Source organism: Pseudomonas sp. 22526 (assembly GCF_052044735.1).
In the GTDB taxonomy this organism is placed as follows: Bacteria; Pseudomonadota; Gammaproteobacteria; order Pseudomonadales; family Pseudomonadaceae; genus Aquipseudomonas; species Aquipseudomonas piscium.
Genome location: NZ_JBQENK010000003.1, coordinates 211,622 through 229,583, shown reverse-complemented (window position 1 = coordinate 229,583; position 17,962 = coordinate 211,622). Strand labels below are relative to the sequence as shown.

19 protein-coding genes are annotated in these 17,962 nt (G+C 61.5%); 14 read left to right on the top strand and 5 right to left on the bottom strand.

What is annotated here, in order from left to right:
- Window positions 1-84: 84 nt before the first annotated feature.
- Window positions 85-687, bottom strand: a complete 603-nt coding sequence (locus ACTJKT_RS05890; protein ID WP_440786474.1) for a glutathione S-transferase family protein — start codon at window positions 685-687, stop codon at window positions 85-87.
- A 12-nt stretch (window positions 688-699) separates the two neighbouring features.
- Window positions 700-1,866, bottom strand: a complete 1,167-nt coding sequence (locus tag ACTJKT_RS05885; RefSeq protein WP_440786473.1) for a PLP-dependent aminotransferase family protein — start codon at window positions 1,864-1,866, stop codon at window positions 700-702.
- Between the two features lie 82 nt (window positions 1,867-1,948).
- On the opposite strand from ACTJKT_RS05885, the gene ACTJKT_RS05880 reads away from it, so the two are divergent.
- From ACTJKT_RS05880 to ACTJKT_RS05870, 3 genes are all read left to right on the top strand, one after another.
- Window positions 1,949-2,383: a MarR family transcriptional regulator gene (locus tag ACTJKT_RS05880; RefSeq protein ID WP_169914573.1), complete on the top strand. Its 435-nt coding sequence runs from the start codon at window positions 1,949-1,951 to the stop codon at window positions 2,381-2,383.
- A gap of 328 nt (window positions 2,384-2,711) precedes the next feature.
- The gene (locus ACTJKT_RS05875; protein WP_151264420.1) at window positions 2,712-4,061 is read left to right on the top strand and encodes an NCS2 family permease; all 1,350 of its coding nucleotides are present in this window, start codon (window positions 2,712-2,714) and stop codon (window positions 4,059-4,061) included.
- 63 nt (window positions 4,062-4,124) lie between these two features.
- Complete coding sequence (locus ACTJKT_RS05870) at window positions 4,125-4,751, top strand: LysE family translocator (protein ID WP_023966462.1); 627 nt, start codon at window positions 4,125-4,127, stop codon at window positions 4,749-4,751.
- Between the two features lie 159 nt (window positions 4,752-4,910).
- Here ACTJKT_RS05870 and uraH read toward each other — a convergent pair whose 3' ends face one another.
- Entirely contained in the window at window positions 4,911-5,264 is a 354-nt protein-coding gene (gene uraH, locus ACTJKT_RS05865; protein WP_440786472.1) for a hydroxyisourate hydrolase, read from the bottom strand.
- Between the two features lie 421 nt (window positions 5,265-5,685).
- Here uraH and puuE point away from each other — a divergent pair, with 421 nt between their 5' ends.
- The 10 genes from puuE to ACTJKT_RS05815 all read left to right on the top strand — a co-directional run bounded on the left by puuE (window position 5,686) and on the right by ACTJKT_RS05815 (window position 14,829).
- Window positions 5,686-6,612, top strand: a complete 927-nt coding sequence (gene puuE / locus ACTJKT_RS05860; RefSeq protein ID WP_440786471.1) for an allantoinase PuuE — start codon at window positions 5,686-5,688, stop codon at window positions 6,610-6,612.
- A complete protein-coding gene (gene uraD, locus ACTJKT_RS05855) occupies window positions 6,609-7,124 on the top strand; it encodes a 2-oxo-4-hydroxy-4-carboxy-5-ureidoimidazoline decarboxylase (RefSeq protein ID WP_009050212.1) in 516 nt (171 codons plus the stop codon). The genes puuE and uraD overlap by 4 nt, the downstream gene beginning before the upstream one ends.
- Window positions 7,125-7,202: 78 nt before the next feature.
- The gene (gene alc, locus ACTJKT_RS05850; RefSeq protein ID WP_440786470.1) at window positions 7,203-8,198 is read left to right on the top strand and encodes an allantoicase; all 996 of its coding nucleotides are present in this window, start codon (window positions 7,203-7,205) and stop codon (window positions 8,196-8,198) included.
- A 148-nt stretch (window positions 8,199-8,346) separates the two neighbouring features.
- On the top strand, window positions 8,347-8,850 hold the full coding sequence (locus ACTJKT_RS05845; RefSeq protein ID WP_009050214.1) for an ureidoglycolate lyase: 504 nt from the start codon (window positions 8,347-8,349) through the stop codon (window positions 8,848-8,850).
- Window positions 8,851-8,901: 51 nt separating this feature from the next.
- Window positions 8,902-10,221 (top strand): urate hydroxylase PuuD, encoded by a 1,320-nt coding sequence (locus ACTJKT_RS05840; RefSeq protein ID WP_440786469.1) that lies wholly within the window; start codon window positions 8,902-8,904, stop codon window positions 10,219-10,221.
- Window positions 10,222-10,371: 150 nt separating this feature from the next.
- On the top strand, window positions 10,372-11,730 hold the full coding sequence (locus ACTJKT_RS05835) for a nucleobase:cation symporter-2 family protein (protein ID WP_440786468.1): 1,359 nt from the start codon (window positions 10,372-10,374) through the stop codon (window positions 11,728-11,730).
- A 145-nt stretch (window positions 11,731-11,875) separates the two neighbouring features.
- Window positions 11,876-12,661 carry an outer membrane protein OmpK gene (locus ACTJKT_RS05830; protein ID WP_440786467.1) on the top strand — a complete coding sequence of 262 codons (786 nt, stop codon included), beginning with the start codon at window positions 11,876-11,878 and terminating at the stop codon, window positions 12,659-12,661.
- Window position 12,662: 1 nt separating this feature from the next.
- Complete coding sequence (locus ACTJKT_RS05825) at window positions 12,663-13,007, top strand: hypothetical protein (RefSeq protein ID WP_143492568.1); 345 nt, start codon at window positions 12,663-12,665, stop codon at window positions 13,005-13,007.
- A gap of 39 nt (window positions 13,008-13,046) precedes the next feature.
- Entirely contained in the window at window positions 13,047-13,832 is a 786-nt protein-coding gene (locus ACTJKT_RS05820; protein ID WP_440786466.1) for an outer membrane protein OmpK, read from the top strand.
- Window positions 13,833-13,974: 142 nt separating this feature from the next.
- Entirely contained in the window at window positions 13,975-14,829 is an 855-nt protein-coding gene (locus ACTJKT_RS05815) for a pirin family protein (RefSeq protein ID WP_440786465.1), read from the top strand.
- 52 nt (window positions 14,830-14,881) lie between these two features.
- Here ACTJKT_RS05815 and ACTJKT_RS05810 read toward each other — a convergent pair whose 3' ends face one another.
- Both ACTJKT_RS05810 and ACTJKT_RS05805 read right to left on the bottom strand, forming a co-directional pair.
- Window positions 14,882-16,054 (bottom strand): patatin-like phospholipase family protein, encoded by a 1,173-nt coding sequence (locus tag ACTJKT_RS05810; RefSeq protein ID WP_440786464.1) that lies wholly within the window; start codon window positions 16,052-16,054, stop codon window positions 14,882-14,884.
- A gap of 50 nt (window positions 16,055-16,104) precedes the next feature.
- Entirely contained in the window at window positions 16,105-17,037 is a 933-nt protein-coding gene (locus ACTJKT_RS05805; protein WP_097304636.1) for a lipid A biosynthesis lauroyl acyltransferase, read from the bottom strand.
- Window positions 17,038-17,158: 121 nt separating this feature from the next.
- Between ACTJKT_RS05805 and minC the strand changes: the two genes are divergently transcribed.
- The gene (minC, locus tag ACTJKT_RS05800; protein ID WP_440786463.1) at window positions 17,159-17,896 is read left to right on the top strand and encodes a septum site-determining protein MinC; all 738 of its coding nucleotides are present in this window, start codon (window positions 17,159-17,161) and stop codon (window positions 17,894-17,896) included.
- Window positions 17,897-17,962 lie beyond the last annotated feature (66 nt).

Here is a 17,962-nt window from a genome sequence, read left to right as displayed (position 1 = left end):
CGATAGCGCCAGAACAGCCCCCGCAAGAGCCATACCATAAAAAAAACCGACCCAAGGGTCGGTTTTTTTATTTCCCGCAGAGGCTCAGTCGAGCATCCCAACATGCCGCGGATGGCTTTCCACCCGCCGCATCCAGGCCTGGATGCCCGGGTAGCGCGCCAAGTCGAAGCCGCCTTCATGAGCGACATGGGTGTAGGCATAGAGCGCGATATCGGCAATCGAATACTGCTCGCCCACCAGATACGGCGTGCGCGCCAGCTGGTGCTCCATCACATCCAGCGCCTTGTAACCACGCTTTTGCAGCTTCTCGTACTCATGAAGGCGCTCTTGCGGCATTCCCAGATAAAGCTGGATGAAACGTGCCACGGCAATGTACGGCTCATGGCTGTATTGCTCGAAAAACTGCCATTGCAGCACTTGCGTGCGTAAACGCGGCTCGCTCGGCAGAAATTCGCTGCCATCGGCGAGAAAGTTGAGAATCGCGTTCGACTCCCACAGGCAGGTGCCGTCTTCCAGCTCCAGCACCGGGATCTTGCCGTTGGGGTTCTTCGCCAGAAACGCCTCGGTCTGCGTATCCCCGTTCAAGATGTCCACGGCGTGCCACTCGTAAGGCTGGCCCAGCAGATTGAGCATCAGCTTGACCTTGTAGCAGTTGCCGGACCGGTAATCCCCATAAACCTTGTACATGGCCCTCTCCTCTCAGGCTGCCTGTGCAGCCTGTGCTTGGCGTACCACGGTGGCCAGCCGCTTGAGACCTTCGTCCAGACGCGCCGGATCGATATGACTGAAATTCAACCGCAGGTGACCTGGATTGCGGTCCGGCTCGGAGAAGAAGGGTTCGCCCGGCATGAATGCCACGTCCTGCTCCAGCGCCGCTGTCAGCAAAGTGCGGGTGTCCAGCGGCTGTTTCAAGGTCAACCAGAAAAACAGCCCGCCCTGGGGCACCTGCCAGTCGGCCAGATCGCCGAAATGACGTTGCAGGGCGGCCTGGAAGCCGTCGCGGCGAACCCGGTAGAAATCGCGCAACTCGCCCAGATGCTGCTGGTACTGCTCGGTACCTATCCATTGCAGCGCCTGCCATTGGCCGACGCGGTTGGTGTGCAGGTCCGCCGATTGCTTCAACCGCAGCAGATGGGGAAACAGGTCCGGGCTGGCGATCAGGTAACCGACCCGCAGCCCTGGCAGCAGCGTCTTCGACAGGGTGCCGGTGTAGATCCAGCTGGCGTTGCGCAGGCGCCCGACGATGGGCATGGCACTGCCACCGTCGAAAGTCAGTTCGCGGTAAGGCTCGTCTTCGATCAGGGTCACTCCGAACTCGTCGAGCAACGCCGCCACGGCATCGCGCTTGGCCTCGCTGTAGCGCACCGCCGAAGGATTCTGGAAGGTCGGGATCAGGTAGATGAACGCGGGACGATGCTGCTCCAGGCGCGCGCGCAATTGCGCCAGATCCGGCCCATCGGCCTGAAGCGGCACGGTCAGGCAATCGGCGCCGAACAGCTGGAAGATCTGCAGCGCCGCCAGGTAGGTCGGCGCTTCCAGCATGATCTCGGTGCCCTTGTCGATGTACAGCTTGGCCGCCAGATCGAGGGTCTGCTGGGAACCGCTGACCACCAGTACCTGGCTAGCCTCGCACGGCACACCCAGCGCCCGGGCCTGCGCCGCCAGGACCTCGCGCAGCTGTGGCTCGCCCTCGCTCATGCCGTATTGGCCCATGGACACCGGCATCGCCTGCCAATCGGTCTTCGGCAGCATCGCTTCGGCGGGCAGGCCTCCGGCGAACGACATCACTTCCGGACGCTGCGCGGCGGCAAGGATTTCACGGATCAGTGAGCTTTTAAGACGCGAAACACGTTCGGAGAAGGCCATGAGGGGCACCCGTAGCAAAGGCGGAGGAAAATACGTCAAACTGCTTGACCGAAATTACGCCGACTTTCGCAGATACGTCAATATGCTTGACCTTAAAAACCAGACCACGCAACAAGCCGCCATGGAAGCCTTCTTCTTTGGTTACCAGGCGTTCACCGCCAAGGCCGACGAAATGCTCGAGCGCCGCGGCCTGAGTCGCGTGCACCAGCGCATCGTGTTTTTCATCGCCCGCTACCCGGGGCTGAGCGTGAAGGAACTGCTCACCGCCCTGGGGGTGAGCAAGCAGGCGCTGAACATTCCGCTGCGCCAACTGATGGAGATGCACCTGGTCAACAGCCTTGCCCCGGAAAGCGACAAGCGCAAACGCCTGCTGGAGCTGACGGAGGACGGCGCGCGCTTTGAACAGTCGCTGCGGCGCGAGCAGGTGAAGCTGCTGCAACGGGTATTCGCCGAGGCCGGCGAGGCGGCGGTGGATGGCTGGCTGGCGGTGAACAAGGCCTTGGGCGAAAACCGCTGACACCACAGCCTGCGAGCGCGCAACGGTCGTCAACCTGCATACCCGATGCTTCTGCAAGACCGCTTCATCCCCATTGCGACCGCTGCGCGCTCGATCGCAGGCTGCGCCAGCGGCTACAGGCCATATAGCCTTTCTGGCGAACTTTTCGCACACAACCTAAAAAACATTATTTGCTTTCTTTGTATACAAAAGCATAATTCGCCACGTGCGAGTTCCTGACCCTTAGGTCAATAAAAGCCCGCAAGCCTTACATGCCTCAAAGAGCCGCTGCCCACCCTTGCGTGTCCGGCTCTGGAAAAAATAATAAAACTCTTGAGGAGTACTCGCTGTGGAAAGCCGCAAATCCGACGCCCCTACGCTGGAACTCTCGCCGCCGCTGAACAGTGGCTGGCTGGAGCGCATCTTCAAACTCAGGTTGCATGGCACCACGGTGAAGACCGAATTGATCGCCGGTCTGACAACCTTCATCACCATGGCCTACATCATCTTCGTCAACCCCAACATCATGGCCGACGCCGGCATCGACCACGGCGCGGCATTCGTCGCCACCTGCATCGCCGCCGCCCTGGGTTGCCTGTTGATGGGGCTGTACGCCAACTGGCCGGTAGGCCTGGCGCCCGGCATGGGGCTGAACGCCTTTTTCACCTACACCGTGGTCGGAACCATGGGCTACAACTGGGAAACCGCCCTCGGTGCAGTGTTCGTGTCCGGCGTGCTGTTCATGTTCCTGACCTTCTCGCGGATCCGCGAATGGCTGCTCAACAGCATTCCGGCCAGCCTGCGCTTTGCCATGGGCGCCGGTGTGGGCCTGTTCCTCGGGCTGATCGGCTTGAAGACCGCGGGCATCGTGGTCGATAGCCCGGCGACCCTGATCAAGCTCGGCTCCCTGCGCGAACCCGGCCCGCTGCTGGCGGCGATCTGCTTCCTGATGATTGCAGTGCTCAGTTATCACCGGGTGTTCGGCGCGATCCTCATCAGCATCATCACCGTGACCCTGGCCGGCTGGGGCCTGGGCCTGGTGCACTATGAGGGCATCATGTCGGCCCCGCCGAGCCTGGCACCGACCTGGATGGCCATGGACGTCGCCGGGGTGTTCAACGTCAGCATGATCAGCGTGGTGCTGGCCTTCCTCTTCGTGCACATGTTCGATACCGCCGGCACCCTGATGGGCGTGGCCCAGCGCGCCGGCCTGGTCAACCCCGACGGCAAGATCGAGAACCTCTCCCGCGCCCTGAAGGCGGACAGCGCCTCCAGCGTCTTCGGTGCGGTGGTCGGCGTTCCGCCCGTGACCAGCTACGTGGAAAGTGCTGCGGGTGTCGCCGCGGGTGGTCGGACTGGTCTTACCGCAGTGACCGTAGGTGTGCTATTTATCGCAGCCATGTTTTTCGCCCCGCTGGCTGGCATGATCCCCGCTTATGCCACCGCCGGCGCGCTGATTTATGTGGCGATGCTGATGATGGGCGGCATGGCCCACATCGATTGGGAAGAGGCCACCGACAGCATCCCGGCGATCGTGACCGCAATCATGATGCCGCTGACCTTCTCGGTTGCCGACGGTATCGCCCTGGGCTTCATCACCTACGTGGCCTTGAAGGCCGGGACGGGCAAGTACAAGGAAATCTCCATCAGCCTGTGGGTGCTGTGCGCGATCTTTATCGCCAAGTTCATTTTCTTGTAGGCACATCGGTTTCAAACGGCCTCACCCCGTCGGGTGAGGCTTTTGCACATAAGGAGAAAGACAATGAGCGTGGAAACCTGGCTGCTGTTCAGCGGCGCGGCACTGGTGGTGATCCTGATCCCGGGCCCACTGTCGCTGCTGATGATCAGCAACAGCCTGAATTACGGTTTGCGTCGGTCCTACCCGGCGTTTCTCGGTGGCGTGTTTGCCTCGATCTGCCTGCTAAGCGCCTCGGCTTTGGGCCTGGGCGCCCTGCTGCTGGCCTCGGAACAGCTGTTCAGCGCCCTGAAAATCGTCGGCGCGCTGTACCTGTTCTATCTCGCCTGGCAAAGCTGGCAGCAATCGCGGCAACCCTCCCTCGGCGCCGAAGTGCCCGAAGCCGCACCGAAACCGCGCTTTCGCGCACTGTTCGGGCGCGCTTTTGTGCTGGGCGCCAGCAACCCGAAAGACATTCTGTTCTTCGCCGCGTTTCTGCCGCAGTTTCTCAGTGCCGAACAACCTTTCCTGCCGCAGCTGCTGATCATGATCGTCACCTGGACCCTGCTTGACCTGCTGTGCAAGCTGGCTTACGGCCTGGGTGCCCATGGCGCGGCGCGCTACCTGCGCAGCGGCAAGGGCCAGAGCTGGTTCAACCGGGTCAGCGCCGGGCTGTTCAGCGGTGCGGGGGCCGCGTCGTTGTTGAGCCGCTGAAAGCTTCGCGGGNNTTGTAGCAGTTTCTCTGTAGGAGCGAGGCTTGCCCGCGATAGCGTCCTCACAAGCACCACTTTTCTGGGGACGAAAAAAAGCCCGCAGTGTGAGCGGGCGAAAGACCAAAGAAGCTATTTGCGCAGGCTTCGTGGGGGGAAAGTCCTAGCTTCCTCTATAGGTCGAATAACTGTAGGGCGAGATCAGCAGCGGTACGTGGTAATGCTCCTGCTCGGCCGAGATGCCGAAACGCAGCACCACCACATCAAGAAACGCCGGCTCAGGCAGCTGTACGCCGCGAGCACGGTAGTAATCGCCGGCATGGAATTGCAGCTGGTAAACCCCGGTGCGGTAGTCATCGCCTTGCAGCAGCGGCGCATCGCAACGGCCATCGCTATTGGTCAGGACACTGGCAACCAGTTCCAGTTGCGTACCTTCGACCCGGTACAACTCGACCTTGATGGCGCTGCCTGGGCAGCCATGCGCGGCATCCAACACGTGTGTAGTCAAACGTCCCATTGATTCTGCGTGTCTGTGCGCGCTCACACGTCCAGACCTCGCGCCTCCTGAAGTCAGTTGATAAGGAGACCGCACCGTTTCGGAGCACGAAAGGATACGGCGAGGAATTTATTAAGACACTTTTCAAAAAAATTGTACACAATAAAAATCACCCATTTCCGGGTACTTCTGCCAAGCCTCCGTATTCCCTTGATCAGCGGCTACACCATGAGGACAGAAGACTTTTCATCCATTAGCTGACCAACCAGGCAGGTTTCTTGCAGCACCCAGCCATGAGCACAATCGATGAAAAATGCAAAAAATCGGGCTTACAAACCGATTGAAAAGTTGTATACAATCAGTCCATCGCTGTGACGCCAGCCTGCCTTTCCCCCTCAGGCCCCGCCACGCCACCGTTATCACGATAAGAAGGAAGACTGCAGTGAGCGCTGACTACCCACGCGACCTGATCGGTTATGGCTCCAACCCTCCTCACCCTCACTGGCCGGGCAATGCCCGCATCGCCCTGTCGTTCGTGCTCAATTACGAAGAAGGCGGCGAGCGCAATATCCTGCACGGCGACAAGGAGTCGGAAGCCTTCCTTTCGGAAATGGTCGCCGCCCAGCCCCTGCAGGGCGAGCGCAACATGAGCATGGAATCGCTGTACGAGTATGGCAGCCGTGCCGGCGTCTGGCGGATCCTCAAGCTGTTCAAGGAATTCGACATTCCGCTGACCATCTTCGCCGTCGCCATGGCCGCCCAGCGCCATCCGGACGTGATCCGCGCCATGGTCGAAGCCGGCCACGAGATCTGCAGCCACGGCTACCGCTGGATCGACTACCAGTACATGGACGAAGCCCAGGAACGCGAGCACATGCTCGAAGCGATCCGCATCCTCACCGAACTCACCGGCGAACGCCCGTTGGGCTGGTACACCGGCCGCACCGGCCCGAACACCCGGCGCCTGGTGATGGAAGAAGGCGGTTTCCTCTACGACTGCGACACCTACGACGACGACCTGCCCTACTGGGAAACCAACAACCCGACCGGCAAGGCGCACCTGGTGATCCCCTACACCCTGGACACCAACGACATGCGTTTCACCCAGGTCCAGGGCTTCAACCAGGGCGATGACTTCTACCAGTACCTCAAGGATGCCTTCGACGTGCTGTATGCCGAAGGCGCCGAGGCGCCGAAGATGCTGTCCATCGGCCTGCACTGCCGCCTGATCGGCCGCCCGGCGCGCCTGGCCGCCCTGAAGCGCTTTATCGAGTACGTTAAAGGTCACGATCAGGTCTGGTTCACCCGCCGCGTGGACATCGCCCGCCACTGGCAGCAAACCCATCCGTTCCCGGGGGCTGCGAAATGAGCACCTTCCAAACCCTGAAACCCTCGACCCTGAGCCGCGACGCCTTCGTCAAAGCCTTCGCCGATATCTACGAACATTCGCCATGGGTCGCCGAAAAGGCCTTCGACCTGGGCCAGGATGCGTCGATCGACCGGATCGACACCCTGCACCAGCGCATGAGCGACATCCTGTTGAGCGCCGATCACCAGAGCCAACTCGCCCTGATCAACGCTCACCCGGACCTGGCCGGCAAAGCCGCCGTCCAGGGGCAGTTGACCGAAGCCAGCACCCATGAACAGGCTGGCGCCGGTATTCACCAATGCACGGCCGAAGAGTTCCAGCGCTTCACCGAGCTGAACGACGCCTACAAGGCCAAGTTCAAGTTTCCCTTCATCATGGCGGTAAAAGGCAGCAACCGGCATCAGATCCTCGCGGCGTTCGAAGCACGCATCCACAACTCGGTGGACACCGAATTCCGCTGCGCGCTGGCGGAGATCAACAAGATCGCCTTGTTCCGATTACTGACTCTCTAGCAAGCCTGGCCCGAGTACGGAACGTACCCAGGGCCCTGCAAGCATCCCAAGCCACTCAATCAAAGGCAGACAAGAAGAATGAAAGCTTACGCCGTACCTTTCGAGAAGTTCGTCAACCTGGCCGACGCCCGCCTGGGCACCAAGATCATCTCGGTGACCGATGACTGGTTCGCTGACGCCAACCGTCTGTTCCAGCCGACCCCGGCCGTATGGAAGGAGGGCGTATTCGATGACAACGGCAAGTGGATGGACGGCTGGGAGTCGCGCCGCAAGCGCTTCGAAGGCTACGACAGCGCCGTGATCCGCCTGGGCGTGCCTGGCCAGATCAAGGGTGTGGACATCGACACCTCATTCTTCACCGGCAACTTCCCGCCATCGGCCTCCCTGGAAGCCTGCTTCCTGGCCGAAGGCGAGCCGAACGAAAACACCCAGTGGGTGGAAGTGCTGCCGGCCGTCGAGCTGCAAGGCAACAGCCACCACTACCACGAGATCAGCAACGACCAGGCGTTCAGCCACCTGCGCTTCAACATCTACCCGGATGGCGGCGTGGCCCGCCTGCGCGTGCATGGCATTCCATACCGCGACTGGTCGGCGGTCGGCGACAACGAACAGGTCGACCTGGCAGCCGCCCTCAACGGTGGCCGCGCCCTCGCCTGCTCCGACGAACACTTCGGCCGCATGAGCAACATCCTCAACCCGGGCCGCGGCATCAACATGGGTGATGGCTGGGAAACCGCCCGCCGCCGCACGCCAGGCAATGACTGGGTGATCGTCGCCCTGGGCCATCCGGGCGAGATCGAGAAGATCATCGTCGACACCTTGCACTTCAAGGGCAACTACCCGGACAGCTGCTCGATCCAGGGCGCCTTCGTCAAGGGCGGCACCGACAGCCAGATCGAAACCCAGTCGCTGTTCTGGCGCGAACTGCTGCCGAGCCAGAAGCTGGAAATGCACGCCGAACACAGCTTCGCCGAGCAGATCAAGGCCCTGGGCCCGATCACCCATATCCGCCTGAACGTATTCCCGGACGGTGGCGTCAGCCGCCTGCGGATCCTGGGCAAGGTAGCGAAGTAATGCCGAGCCTGTAGGAGCGCAGCTTGCTCGCGATAGCGGTTGTCAGGTCGACATCCGCTGTCCGGTCTGACGCCATCGCGAGCAAGCTTCGCTCCTACAAAAACATGATTCACCGACAACAACGAATTCACAGATTAAGAAGAACAGCATGCGCACATTGATGATCGAACCGCTGACCAAAGAAGCCTTCGCCCCCTTCGGTGACGTGATCGAAACCGACGGCAGCGATCACTTCATGATCAACAACGGTTCGACCATGCGCTTCCATCGTCTGGCTACCGTGGAAACCGCCACGCCGGACGACAAGGCGATCATCAGCATCTTCCGCGCCGACGCGCTGGACATGCCCTTGACCGTGCGCATGCTGGAGCGCCATCCGCTGGGCAGCCAGGCTTTCATTCCGCTGCTCGGCAACCCCTTTCTGATCGTGGTCGCGCCACTTGGCGATGCACCTGTATCGGGCTTGGTCCGCGCCTTTGTCAGCAATGGCAGGCAGGGCATTAATTACCATCGCGGCGTCTGGCACCACCCGGTGCTGACGATCGAAAAGCGGGATGACTTCCTGGTGGTTGATCGCAGTGGCACAGGCAATAACTGCGATGAGCATTTCTTTGAAGAGGATGAGTGTTTGATCCTCGCCCCCCACCAATAAGAGAAGGTCTGATCACCCGAAAACAAGGGTGACAGGCGAGAGGTAAAGACTGTGGAAGCACATCTGTTGGAATGGCTCAACCTGAGCGTGCGTTGGGTTCACATGATCACTGGCGTGGCCTGGATCGGCGCGTCGTTCTACTTCGTCTGGCTGGAAAACAACCTCAATCGCGTCAACCCCAAGGACGGCCTGTCGGGCGACCTCTGGGCCATCCACGGTGGCGGTATCTATCACCTGGAAAAATACAAACTGGCCCCACCCTCCATGCCGGAGAACCTGCACTGGTTCAAGTGGGAAGCCTACTTCACCTGGATGTCGGGGATCGCCCTGCTGTGCCTGGTGTTCTACTACAACCCGATGCTCTACCTGGTAGCGCCCGGCAGCGGCCTGACCGGCCCTGAAGGCGTGGCCATCGGCATCGCTTCCCTGATCGCCGGCTGGTTCGTCTACGACTTCCTCTGCGACTCGCCCCTGGGCAAGAAACCCGCCCTGCTCGGCTTCATCCTGTTCGTGCTGTTGATCGCCGCAGCCTATGGCTTCAGCAAGGTGTTCAGCGGTCGCGGCGCCTACCTGCATGTCGGCGCCATCATCGGCACCATCATGGTCGGCAACGTGTTCCGCATCATCATGCCGGCCCAGCGCGCGCTGGTGGCCGCCATCGCGGAAAACCGCACGCCGGACCCGACCCTGCCGGCCAAGGGCCTGCTGCGTTCGCGCCACAACAACTACTTCACCCTGCCCGTGCTGTTCATCATGATCAGCAACCACTTCCCGAGCACCTACGGCAGCAAGTACAACTGGTTGATCCTGGCCGGGATCGCGGTGCTGGCAGTGCTGGTGCGTCACTACTTCAACACCCGCCACGACAGCCACAAGTTCGCCTGGACCCTGCCGGTCGCAGCCCTGGGCATGATCTGCCTGGCCTACGTCACCGGCCCCGCGCAAATGGCCAAGGCTCCGGAAGTGGCCAAGGCGTCGGCGAAGATCGAGTACCAGCCACTGCCGGAAACCGCCCTTGGCGGCGGTGCCAAGCCAGCAACCGCAGCGGCTCCGGCAGCTCCGGCGGCTCCCGAAGTTGCTCCGACGCAAGCGTCCACGGCAACCCAGGGCCCGAGCTTCGACAAGGTGCATGACGTGATCCAGGAACGTTGCACCGTCTGCCACTCGGCCAAGCCCACCAGCCCGCTGTTCAGTGCCGCGCCAGCCGGCGTGATGTTCGACACCCCGGAGCAGATCAAGCTCCAGGCCCCACGGATCCAGGCCCAGGCCGTTGCCAGCCAGATCATGCCGCTGGGCAACATCACCCAGATGACCCAGCAGGAGCGTGACCTGATCGGCGCCTGGATCACCCAGGGGGCACGCACCAACTGAGTCACCGCTGAAAAACATCGCGGGCAAGCCTCGCTCCTACGGGAGCGAGCTTGCTCGCGATCAACCGCCACGCGGTTGGCCTGCTGCAAAAAAGCTGTTCGCAACCACACAGCTTCTAATCACAAGAATAAAAAAGATCCGAGGTGTTGCATGTCCGCGTTAAACGAACCGCGCATCCCCGACGCACCCGCCTTTGCGCGACTGCCCCTTTTGCAACTGATCCTGGTCGGTTTGCAGCACGTCCTGCTGATGTACGGAGGCGCCATCGCGGTGCCGTTGATCATCGGACAGGCCGCGGGTCTGAGTCGTGAAGAAATCGCCTTCCTGATCAATGCCGACCTGCTGGTCGCCGGCATCGCCACCATCGTGCAATCCCTCGGCATCGGCCCCATGGGCATCCGCATGCCGGTGATGATGGGCGCCAGCTTTGCCGCCGTGGGCAGCATGGTGGCCATGGCCGGCATGCCGGGCATCGGTTTGCAGGGGATCTTTGGCGCGACCATCGCCGCCGGTTTCTTCGGCATGCTGATCGCGCCCTTCATGTCCAAGGTGGTGCGCTTCTTCCCACCCCTGGTCACCGGTACCGTCATCACCTCCATCGGCCTGTCGCTGTTCCCGGTCGCAGTGAACTGGGCGGGCGGCGGCAGCCACAATGCCGAGTTCGGCTCCCCCATCTACCTGAGCATCGCCGCGCTGGTACTGGGCACCATCCTGCTGGTGCACCGTTTCATGCGCGGTTTCTGGGTGAACATTTCCGTGCTGATCGGCATGGGCCTGGGCTACCTGCTCTGCGGCCTGATCGGCATGGTCGACCTCAGCGGCATGGCCCAGGCGCCCTGGGTGCAGGTGGTCACCCCGCTGCACTTCGGCATGCCGCAGTTCCATCTGGCACCGATCCTTTCGATGTGCCTGGTGGTGGTGATCATCTTCGTCGAGTCCACCGGGATGTTCCTGGCGCTGGGGAAGATCACCGGCCAGGAAGTCACCCCGCGCATGCTGCGGCGCGGCCTGCTGTGTGATGCCGGCGCCTCGTTTTTCGCCGGTTTCCTCAATACCTTCACCCACTCTTCGTTCGCCCAGAACATCGGCCTGGTGCAGATGACCGGCGTGCGTTGCCGCTCGGTGACCATAGTCGCCGGCGGCCTGCTGATAGTGCTGAGCCTGCTGCCCAAGGCGGCTTTCCTGGTGGCCTCGATTCCACCCGCGGTACTGGGCGGCGCGGCCATCGCCATGTTCGGCATGGTGGCGGCGACCGGGATCAAGATCCTCCAGGAAGCCGACATCGCCGACCGCCGCAATCAACTGCTGGTAGCGGTGAGCATCGGCATGGGCCTGATTCCGGTGGTCCGGCCGGAGTTCTTCGCTCACTTGCCCCTGTGGATGAGCCCCATCACCCACAGCGGAATCGCCATGGCGACCCTCAGTGCCCTGACCCTGAACCTGCTGTTCAACATCCTGGGCGGCACCGAACGAGCCGCCAGCAACACCCGACACGCCCACCAGCATTGAAGCCTGAACGGGGCGGCCTGGCGGTCGCCCCTGCTTGACCGTCGATACCCGAAATACACGCACGACAGGCAGACCCGGCACCGCGCCCGGTCGCAGTCGGCGGCTGCCTGCGCCTTGACAATAAAAACAAACAGGGAGCAACACGATGAGACATGCACACGCACGCCTGCTGCTGAGCGGTGGACTGCTGGCGACAACCCAGGTCATGGCTGGCGACCTGCTGCTGTGGCAGACCAACAGCCTGACGTACCTGTACGGCAAGAACTTCGCGATCAACCCGTCGATCCAGCAGACGCTGACCTTCGAGCACGCCGACCGCTGGAAATACGGCGATACCTTCCTGTTCGTCGACAAGATTTTCTACAACGGCCAGGAAGACCGAAACAAAGGCCCCCACGCCTTTTACGGCGAGTTCAGCCCAAGGCTGTCCTTCGGCAAGATCCTCGAGCGCTCATTCGCCTTCGGCCCGGTCAAGGACCTGTTGCTGGCCACGACCTACGAATATGGCGAAGGCGACAGCGAGGCCTATCTGATCGGCCCCGGTTTCGACCTCGCCGTTCCGGGCTTCAATTATTTCACCCTGAACTTCTACCGCCGCCAGACCGAAGGCCCGCGCCCCGGCGACGGTGTCTGGCAGATCACCCCGTCCTGGTCCTACAGCATCCCGCTGGGGCGCTCGAACCTGTTGATCGACGGCTACCTGGACTGGGTGGTGGACAACGACCAGAACGACCGCGGCACCTACCACGCCAACCTGCATATCAACCCGCAGATCAAATACGACCTGGGCAAGGCCCTGAGCCTGGGCGAGAAGCAGCTGTATGTCGGCCTCGAATACAGCTACTGGAAAGACAAGTACGGCATCCAGCACAGCGCGAACCTGGACACCAACCAGAACACCGCCAGCCTGCTGGTGAAGGTGCATTTCTAGGATGGCCGGCAAACGCGCCCCAAAGTTGTTTCAAGTGCGCTATTGCAGAGCACTTGAGCAAGGCCGTGGGAGTCAGTATTCTCCGCGGCCGCCTGAGTCCGGTGAAAAAAAAAGCCCGGATTTAAAACCTGACCAGAAAGCCAACTTATCCCGGCCTCTGGAAAGTACCAAGGCGTACCGATTTAAAACCGAATTCACTCTCGACCGACTGTATTGGTACAGCCGCGCGGGAGTTTTTGCGCTTTTTTTTCGCCTTGGCTCAGCTCTTGCTATCAGCAACAAAGCTGACCGATCGGATGATTTTTCAGCCATTGAAAAGGTGCCACACCAGAGCACCGGCTTTTAAAGAAAAACGTAGAACCACTTACTTTTTGGGAGCAACCGAATGAACCGCATCTGTAAAGGCCTGATGCTTGCCGGATCCTTGCTGGCAGGGGCCCAGGCCAACGCCGGCGACCTGCTGCAATGGCAGAACAACAGCCTGACCTACCTCTACGGCAAAGACTTCGCGATCAATCCGGAGATCCAACAGACCGTTACGTTCGAACATGCCGATGCCTGGAAGTACGGCGACAACTTCCTGTTTATCGACAAGATCTTCTACAACGGTAAAAAGGACGGCAACGTCGGCCCGAACACCTATTACGGCGAGTTCAGCCCGCGTCTTTCGTTCGGCAAGATCTTTGATCAGAAGTTGGAGTTCGGCCCGATCAAGGATGTATTGCTGGCCATGACTTACGAGTTCGGCGAAGGCGATAACGAGTCCTACCTGATCGGTCCGGGTTTTGACCTGGCGATCCCCGGGTTCGATTACTTCCAGTTGAACTTCTACAACCGTCAGACCGAAGGCAGCCGTGCCGGCGACAATGTCTGGCAGATCACCCCGGTCTGGTCCTACACCATTCCCGTGGGTAGTTCGGACATCCTGGTCGACGGTTTCATCGACTGGGTGGTGGACAACGACAAGAACGCCAAAGGCGAGTACCACGCCAACCTGCACATCAACCCGCAAATCAAGTACGACCTGGGCAAGGCGCTGAAACTGGGCGATAAACAGCTGTATGTCGGTATCGAATACGACTACTGGAAGAACAAGTACGGGGTCAAGGACACCCCCTACTTCGACACCGACCAGAACACCGCCAGCCTGCTGCTCAAGTACCACTTCTGATGCTGTAAGCGCCGTTCCCGTGCTGGTCGCGGGAACGGATTGCATCGAATAAATCGATAGCAACACCCCGATATTCGCAACCATCGATCAGTTGAGCTGGCATAGCATGTCGCTCATTCCAACCTGATCAGGAGTTGCATCGATGACTCAATTTCGCAAAGTACTCAGCGTCCATACCGGCCAGCCCGCTTCGGACGGCGCCGGCGTCAGACTGACCCGGGTCTTCGGTGGCCAGGGTGTCGAGCGTTTCGACCCGTTCCTGATGCTCGACGAGTTCGGCTCGGAAAACCCCGACGATTACATCGCCGGCTTTCCGCCCCACCCCCACCGCGGTTTCGAAACCGTCACCTACATGCTCGAAGGCCGCATGCGCCATGAGGATCACCTGGGCAACGTCGGCCTGCTGGAAGGCGGTGGCGTGCAATGGATGACCGCCGCCAAGGGCATCATCCACAGCGAGATGCCGGAGCAGGAAGAAGGCGTGATGCGCGGCTTCCAGCTATGGCTGAACCTGCCGGGCAAACACAAGCTGGACAAGGCCGGCTACCGGGACATTCAACCCCAGGACATCCCGCGCCTGACCACTGCCAATGGCGTGGAGGTGGTGGTGATCGCCGGCCGCTTCGATGACGGTCAGGCGCAGCAGACCGGTGCCGTCGAACGACCGGACACCGAACCCCACTACTTCGACCTGCGCTTGCCTGCTGGCGCCAGCATCAGTCCGCGTCTGCCCGAGGGGCACCGGGCCCTGCTGTATGTCTATGAAGGCCAGATCGAGCTGCCCGGGCACCCGCAGCAGGTGGCCAGCAGCAAGCTGGTGCGCCTGTCCGACCAGGGCGAGATCCAGCTCAGCAGTGCCGAAGGCGCCCGTGTGCTACTGATCGCCGGCAAGCCCCTGGGCGAGCCGATCGTGCAGTACGGCCCGTTCGTGATGAACAGCCGGGAAGAGATCGAGCAGGCGTTGCGGGATTTTCGCGACGACAAACTGACCGCCTGAGCATTGCCCTTAGAAACGCTATCGCGAGNNNNAGCTTGCTCGCGATGCTTTTTCAGGCCGTCTCGACCGCAGCCGCCAACCCCAGAAACCGCCGCAGCTCGTCGCGCTTGGCCAATGCATCGCTGCGCCCCAACTCGATCAGCTCGCTGCAATACCCCGCCTCGAACAGCAGGTAACTCAGGACCCCGGCACCGCTGGTCTTGGTCGCCCCCGGCCCGCGCAGAAACAGGCGCAGCGCCGCTGGCAACTCATGCCGGTGACGGGCAGCGATTTCATCGATCGGCTGGCTGGGCGCAATCACCAGCACCTCCACCGGCGCCACCCCCAGGGTACGGACGGGCGTGCCCGACGGCAGCAGATGACTGAACTGGTTGAGCCGCTGCAGGAGTTCGATATCGCTCTCCAGGCTGTCAATGAACGTACTGTTGAGCATGTGGCCGCCGATCTGCGCCAGCGTCGGCTGCTGCCCGGTATAGCTGCGCTGCTGGGGCGCCTGCGGGTCGATGCCACGAGGGTTGCCGCTGACCCCGACCACCAGCACCCGGCTGGCCCCCAGGTGCAACGCCGGACTGATGGGCGCCGATTGCCGCACCGCGCCGTCGCCGAAAAACTCCTGGCCGATTCTCACCGGCGCGAACAGCAGTGGGATCGCCGAACTGGCCAGCAAGTGTTCAACCGTGAGTTCCGTGGGCAGGCCGATGCGCCGATGACGCAGCCAGGCATCGATGGTGCCGCCGCCCTGGTAGAAGGTCACCGCCTGGCCCGACTCATAACCGAAGGCCGTGACCGCCACTGCCTTCAGATGCTTTTGCGCGATAGCCTGACGAATACCGGACAGCTGCAGCTTATCGTTCAACAACTGCCGCAGCGGCGAGCTGTTGAGCAGTGCCACCGGCACCTGTGCGCCCAGGCCAAGCAGGCTGTGGCCGACGAACCGGGTGGCCTGGCGGATCACCCCGGGCCAGTCGCTGCGGATCACCTGATGGCTGCGAAAGCCCTGCCAGAATGCGGTGAGACGCTCGATGGCCGCAGTGAAATCCAGCGCGCCGCTGGCCAGGCTGACCGCATTGATCGCCCCAGCCGAGGTCCCGACTATCACCGGAAACGGATTGCTCGCCCCCGCCGGCAGCAACTCGGCAATCGCCGCCAGCACCCCCACCTGATATGCCGCACGAGCCCCGCCGCCGGAAAGAATCAATCCTGTGACCGGTTCCGCTGGGCTCATCGCTACACTCCATGGCGTTGATAAAGGGTTTTCAATCTAACGCGATAATTTCAACCGCGCTTCTTGTATAGCTTCGGCTCGCCTGGCGGGCGGCTCTTGAAGCGGCGGTGCGCCCACAGATACTGCTCCGGACACTCGCGCAACACGCCTTCGATCCACTGGTTGATGCGCAGGCAATCGGCCTCGTCGGTCTCACCCGGGAAATCCTGCAACGGCGGGTGAATCACCAGCCGATAACCACTGCCATCGGCCAGCCGCTGCTGAGTGAAAGGCACCACCAGGGCCTTGCCCAGCCGGGCGAACTTGCTGGTGGCGGTGACCGTCGCCGCCTGGATGCCGAACAGCGGCACGAACACGCTCTGCTTGGCGCCGTAATCCTGGTCCGGTGCGTACCAGATGGCACGGCCGGCACGCAGCAGCTTGAGCATGCCACGCACGTCTTCACGCTCCACCGCCAGGGAATCCAGATTGTGCCGTTCGCGACCACGGCGCTGGATGAAATCGAACAGCGGGTTCTTGTGCTCGCGGTACATGCCGTCGATGGTGTGCTGCTGGCCCAGCAACGCCGCGCCGATTTCCAGGGTGGTGAAGTGCAAAGCCATGAGAATCACGCCCTTGCCTTCCAGCTGCGCCTGCTTGAGATGCTCCAGGCCTTCGACATGGGCCAGGCGCGCCAGGCGCGGCTTGGACCACCACCAGCTCATGGCCATCTCGAAAAAAGCGATGCCGGTGGAGGCGAAGTTTTCCTTGAGCAGACGCTTGCGCTCGGCGGCGGACTTTTCGGGGAAACACAGTTCCAGGTTGCGCTTGGCGATCCGCCGGCGCTCGCCGGCCACCCGGTACATCAGCGCCCCCAGGGCACGACCGATCCACAGCAGCAACGGATAAGGCAGCTGGACCACCAGCCATAGCAGGCCCAGGCCCAGCCACAGCGGCCAAAAACGGGGATAAAGAAATGCAGCTCGAAAACGCGGGCGATCCATTACAGATTCCGGACAGACAACAAGGTCGCGCATTCTACATCGGTTCGACCCGGCTTGCGGCCCGCGGGCGTTCTCGTTATAAGTCTCGGCACTTTTAGTGACAAGCCGCTTTATGCCGACCATGAGCCAAACCGAATCGCAAGACCTGGATCCTGTGTTCCAGTTGAAGGGCAGCATGCTGGCCATCACCGTGCTGGAACTGGCCCGCAACGACCTCGAGGGCCTCGATCGCCAACTGGCGGCGAAGGTCGCGCAAGCCCCGAATTTCTTCAGTAACGCCCCGTTGGTGCTGGCGCTGGACAAACTGCCGGCCAACGAAGGCGCCGTCGATCTGCCCGGCCTGATGCGCGTCTGTCGTCACCATGGTCTGCGCACCCTGGCGATCCGCGCCAGCCGCATCGAAGACATCGCCGCGGCGATCGCCGTCGATCTGCCCGTCCTGCCACCCTCCGGCGCCCGGGAACGGCCACTGGAACCGCAGGAAAACGAAGTACGGAAAAAGCCTGAGAAGCCGCCTGAGCCGACCATCAAGCCCACCCGCATCATCACTTCGCCAGTACGCGGCGGGCAGCAGATCTATGCCCAGGGTGGCGATCTGGTAGTGACTTCCTCAGTCAGTCCGGGTGCGGAACTTCTGGCCGATGGCAACATCCATGTATACGGCCCGATGCGCGGTCGGGCGCTGGCCGGGGTCAAGGGCGACACCAAGGCACGGATTTTCTGTCAGCAGTTGAGCGCTGAACTGGTGTCCATCGCCGGCCAGTACAAGGTTTCCGAGGACCTGCGGCGCGATCCGCTGTGGGGTGCCGGAGTCCAGGTCAGCCTGTCGGGTGACGTGTTGAACATCACACGTCTTTAACGGATACTGCCGCATTTTCCAAGCATCTCTAAAACGTAGCGATTACGGCTCAAACGAAGTAGGAGC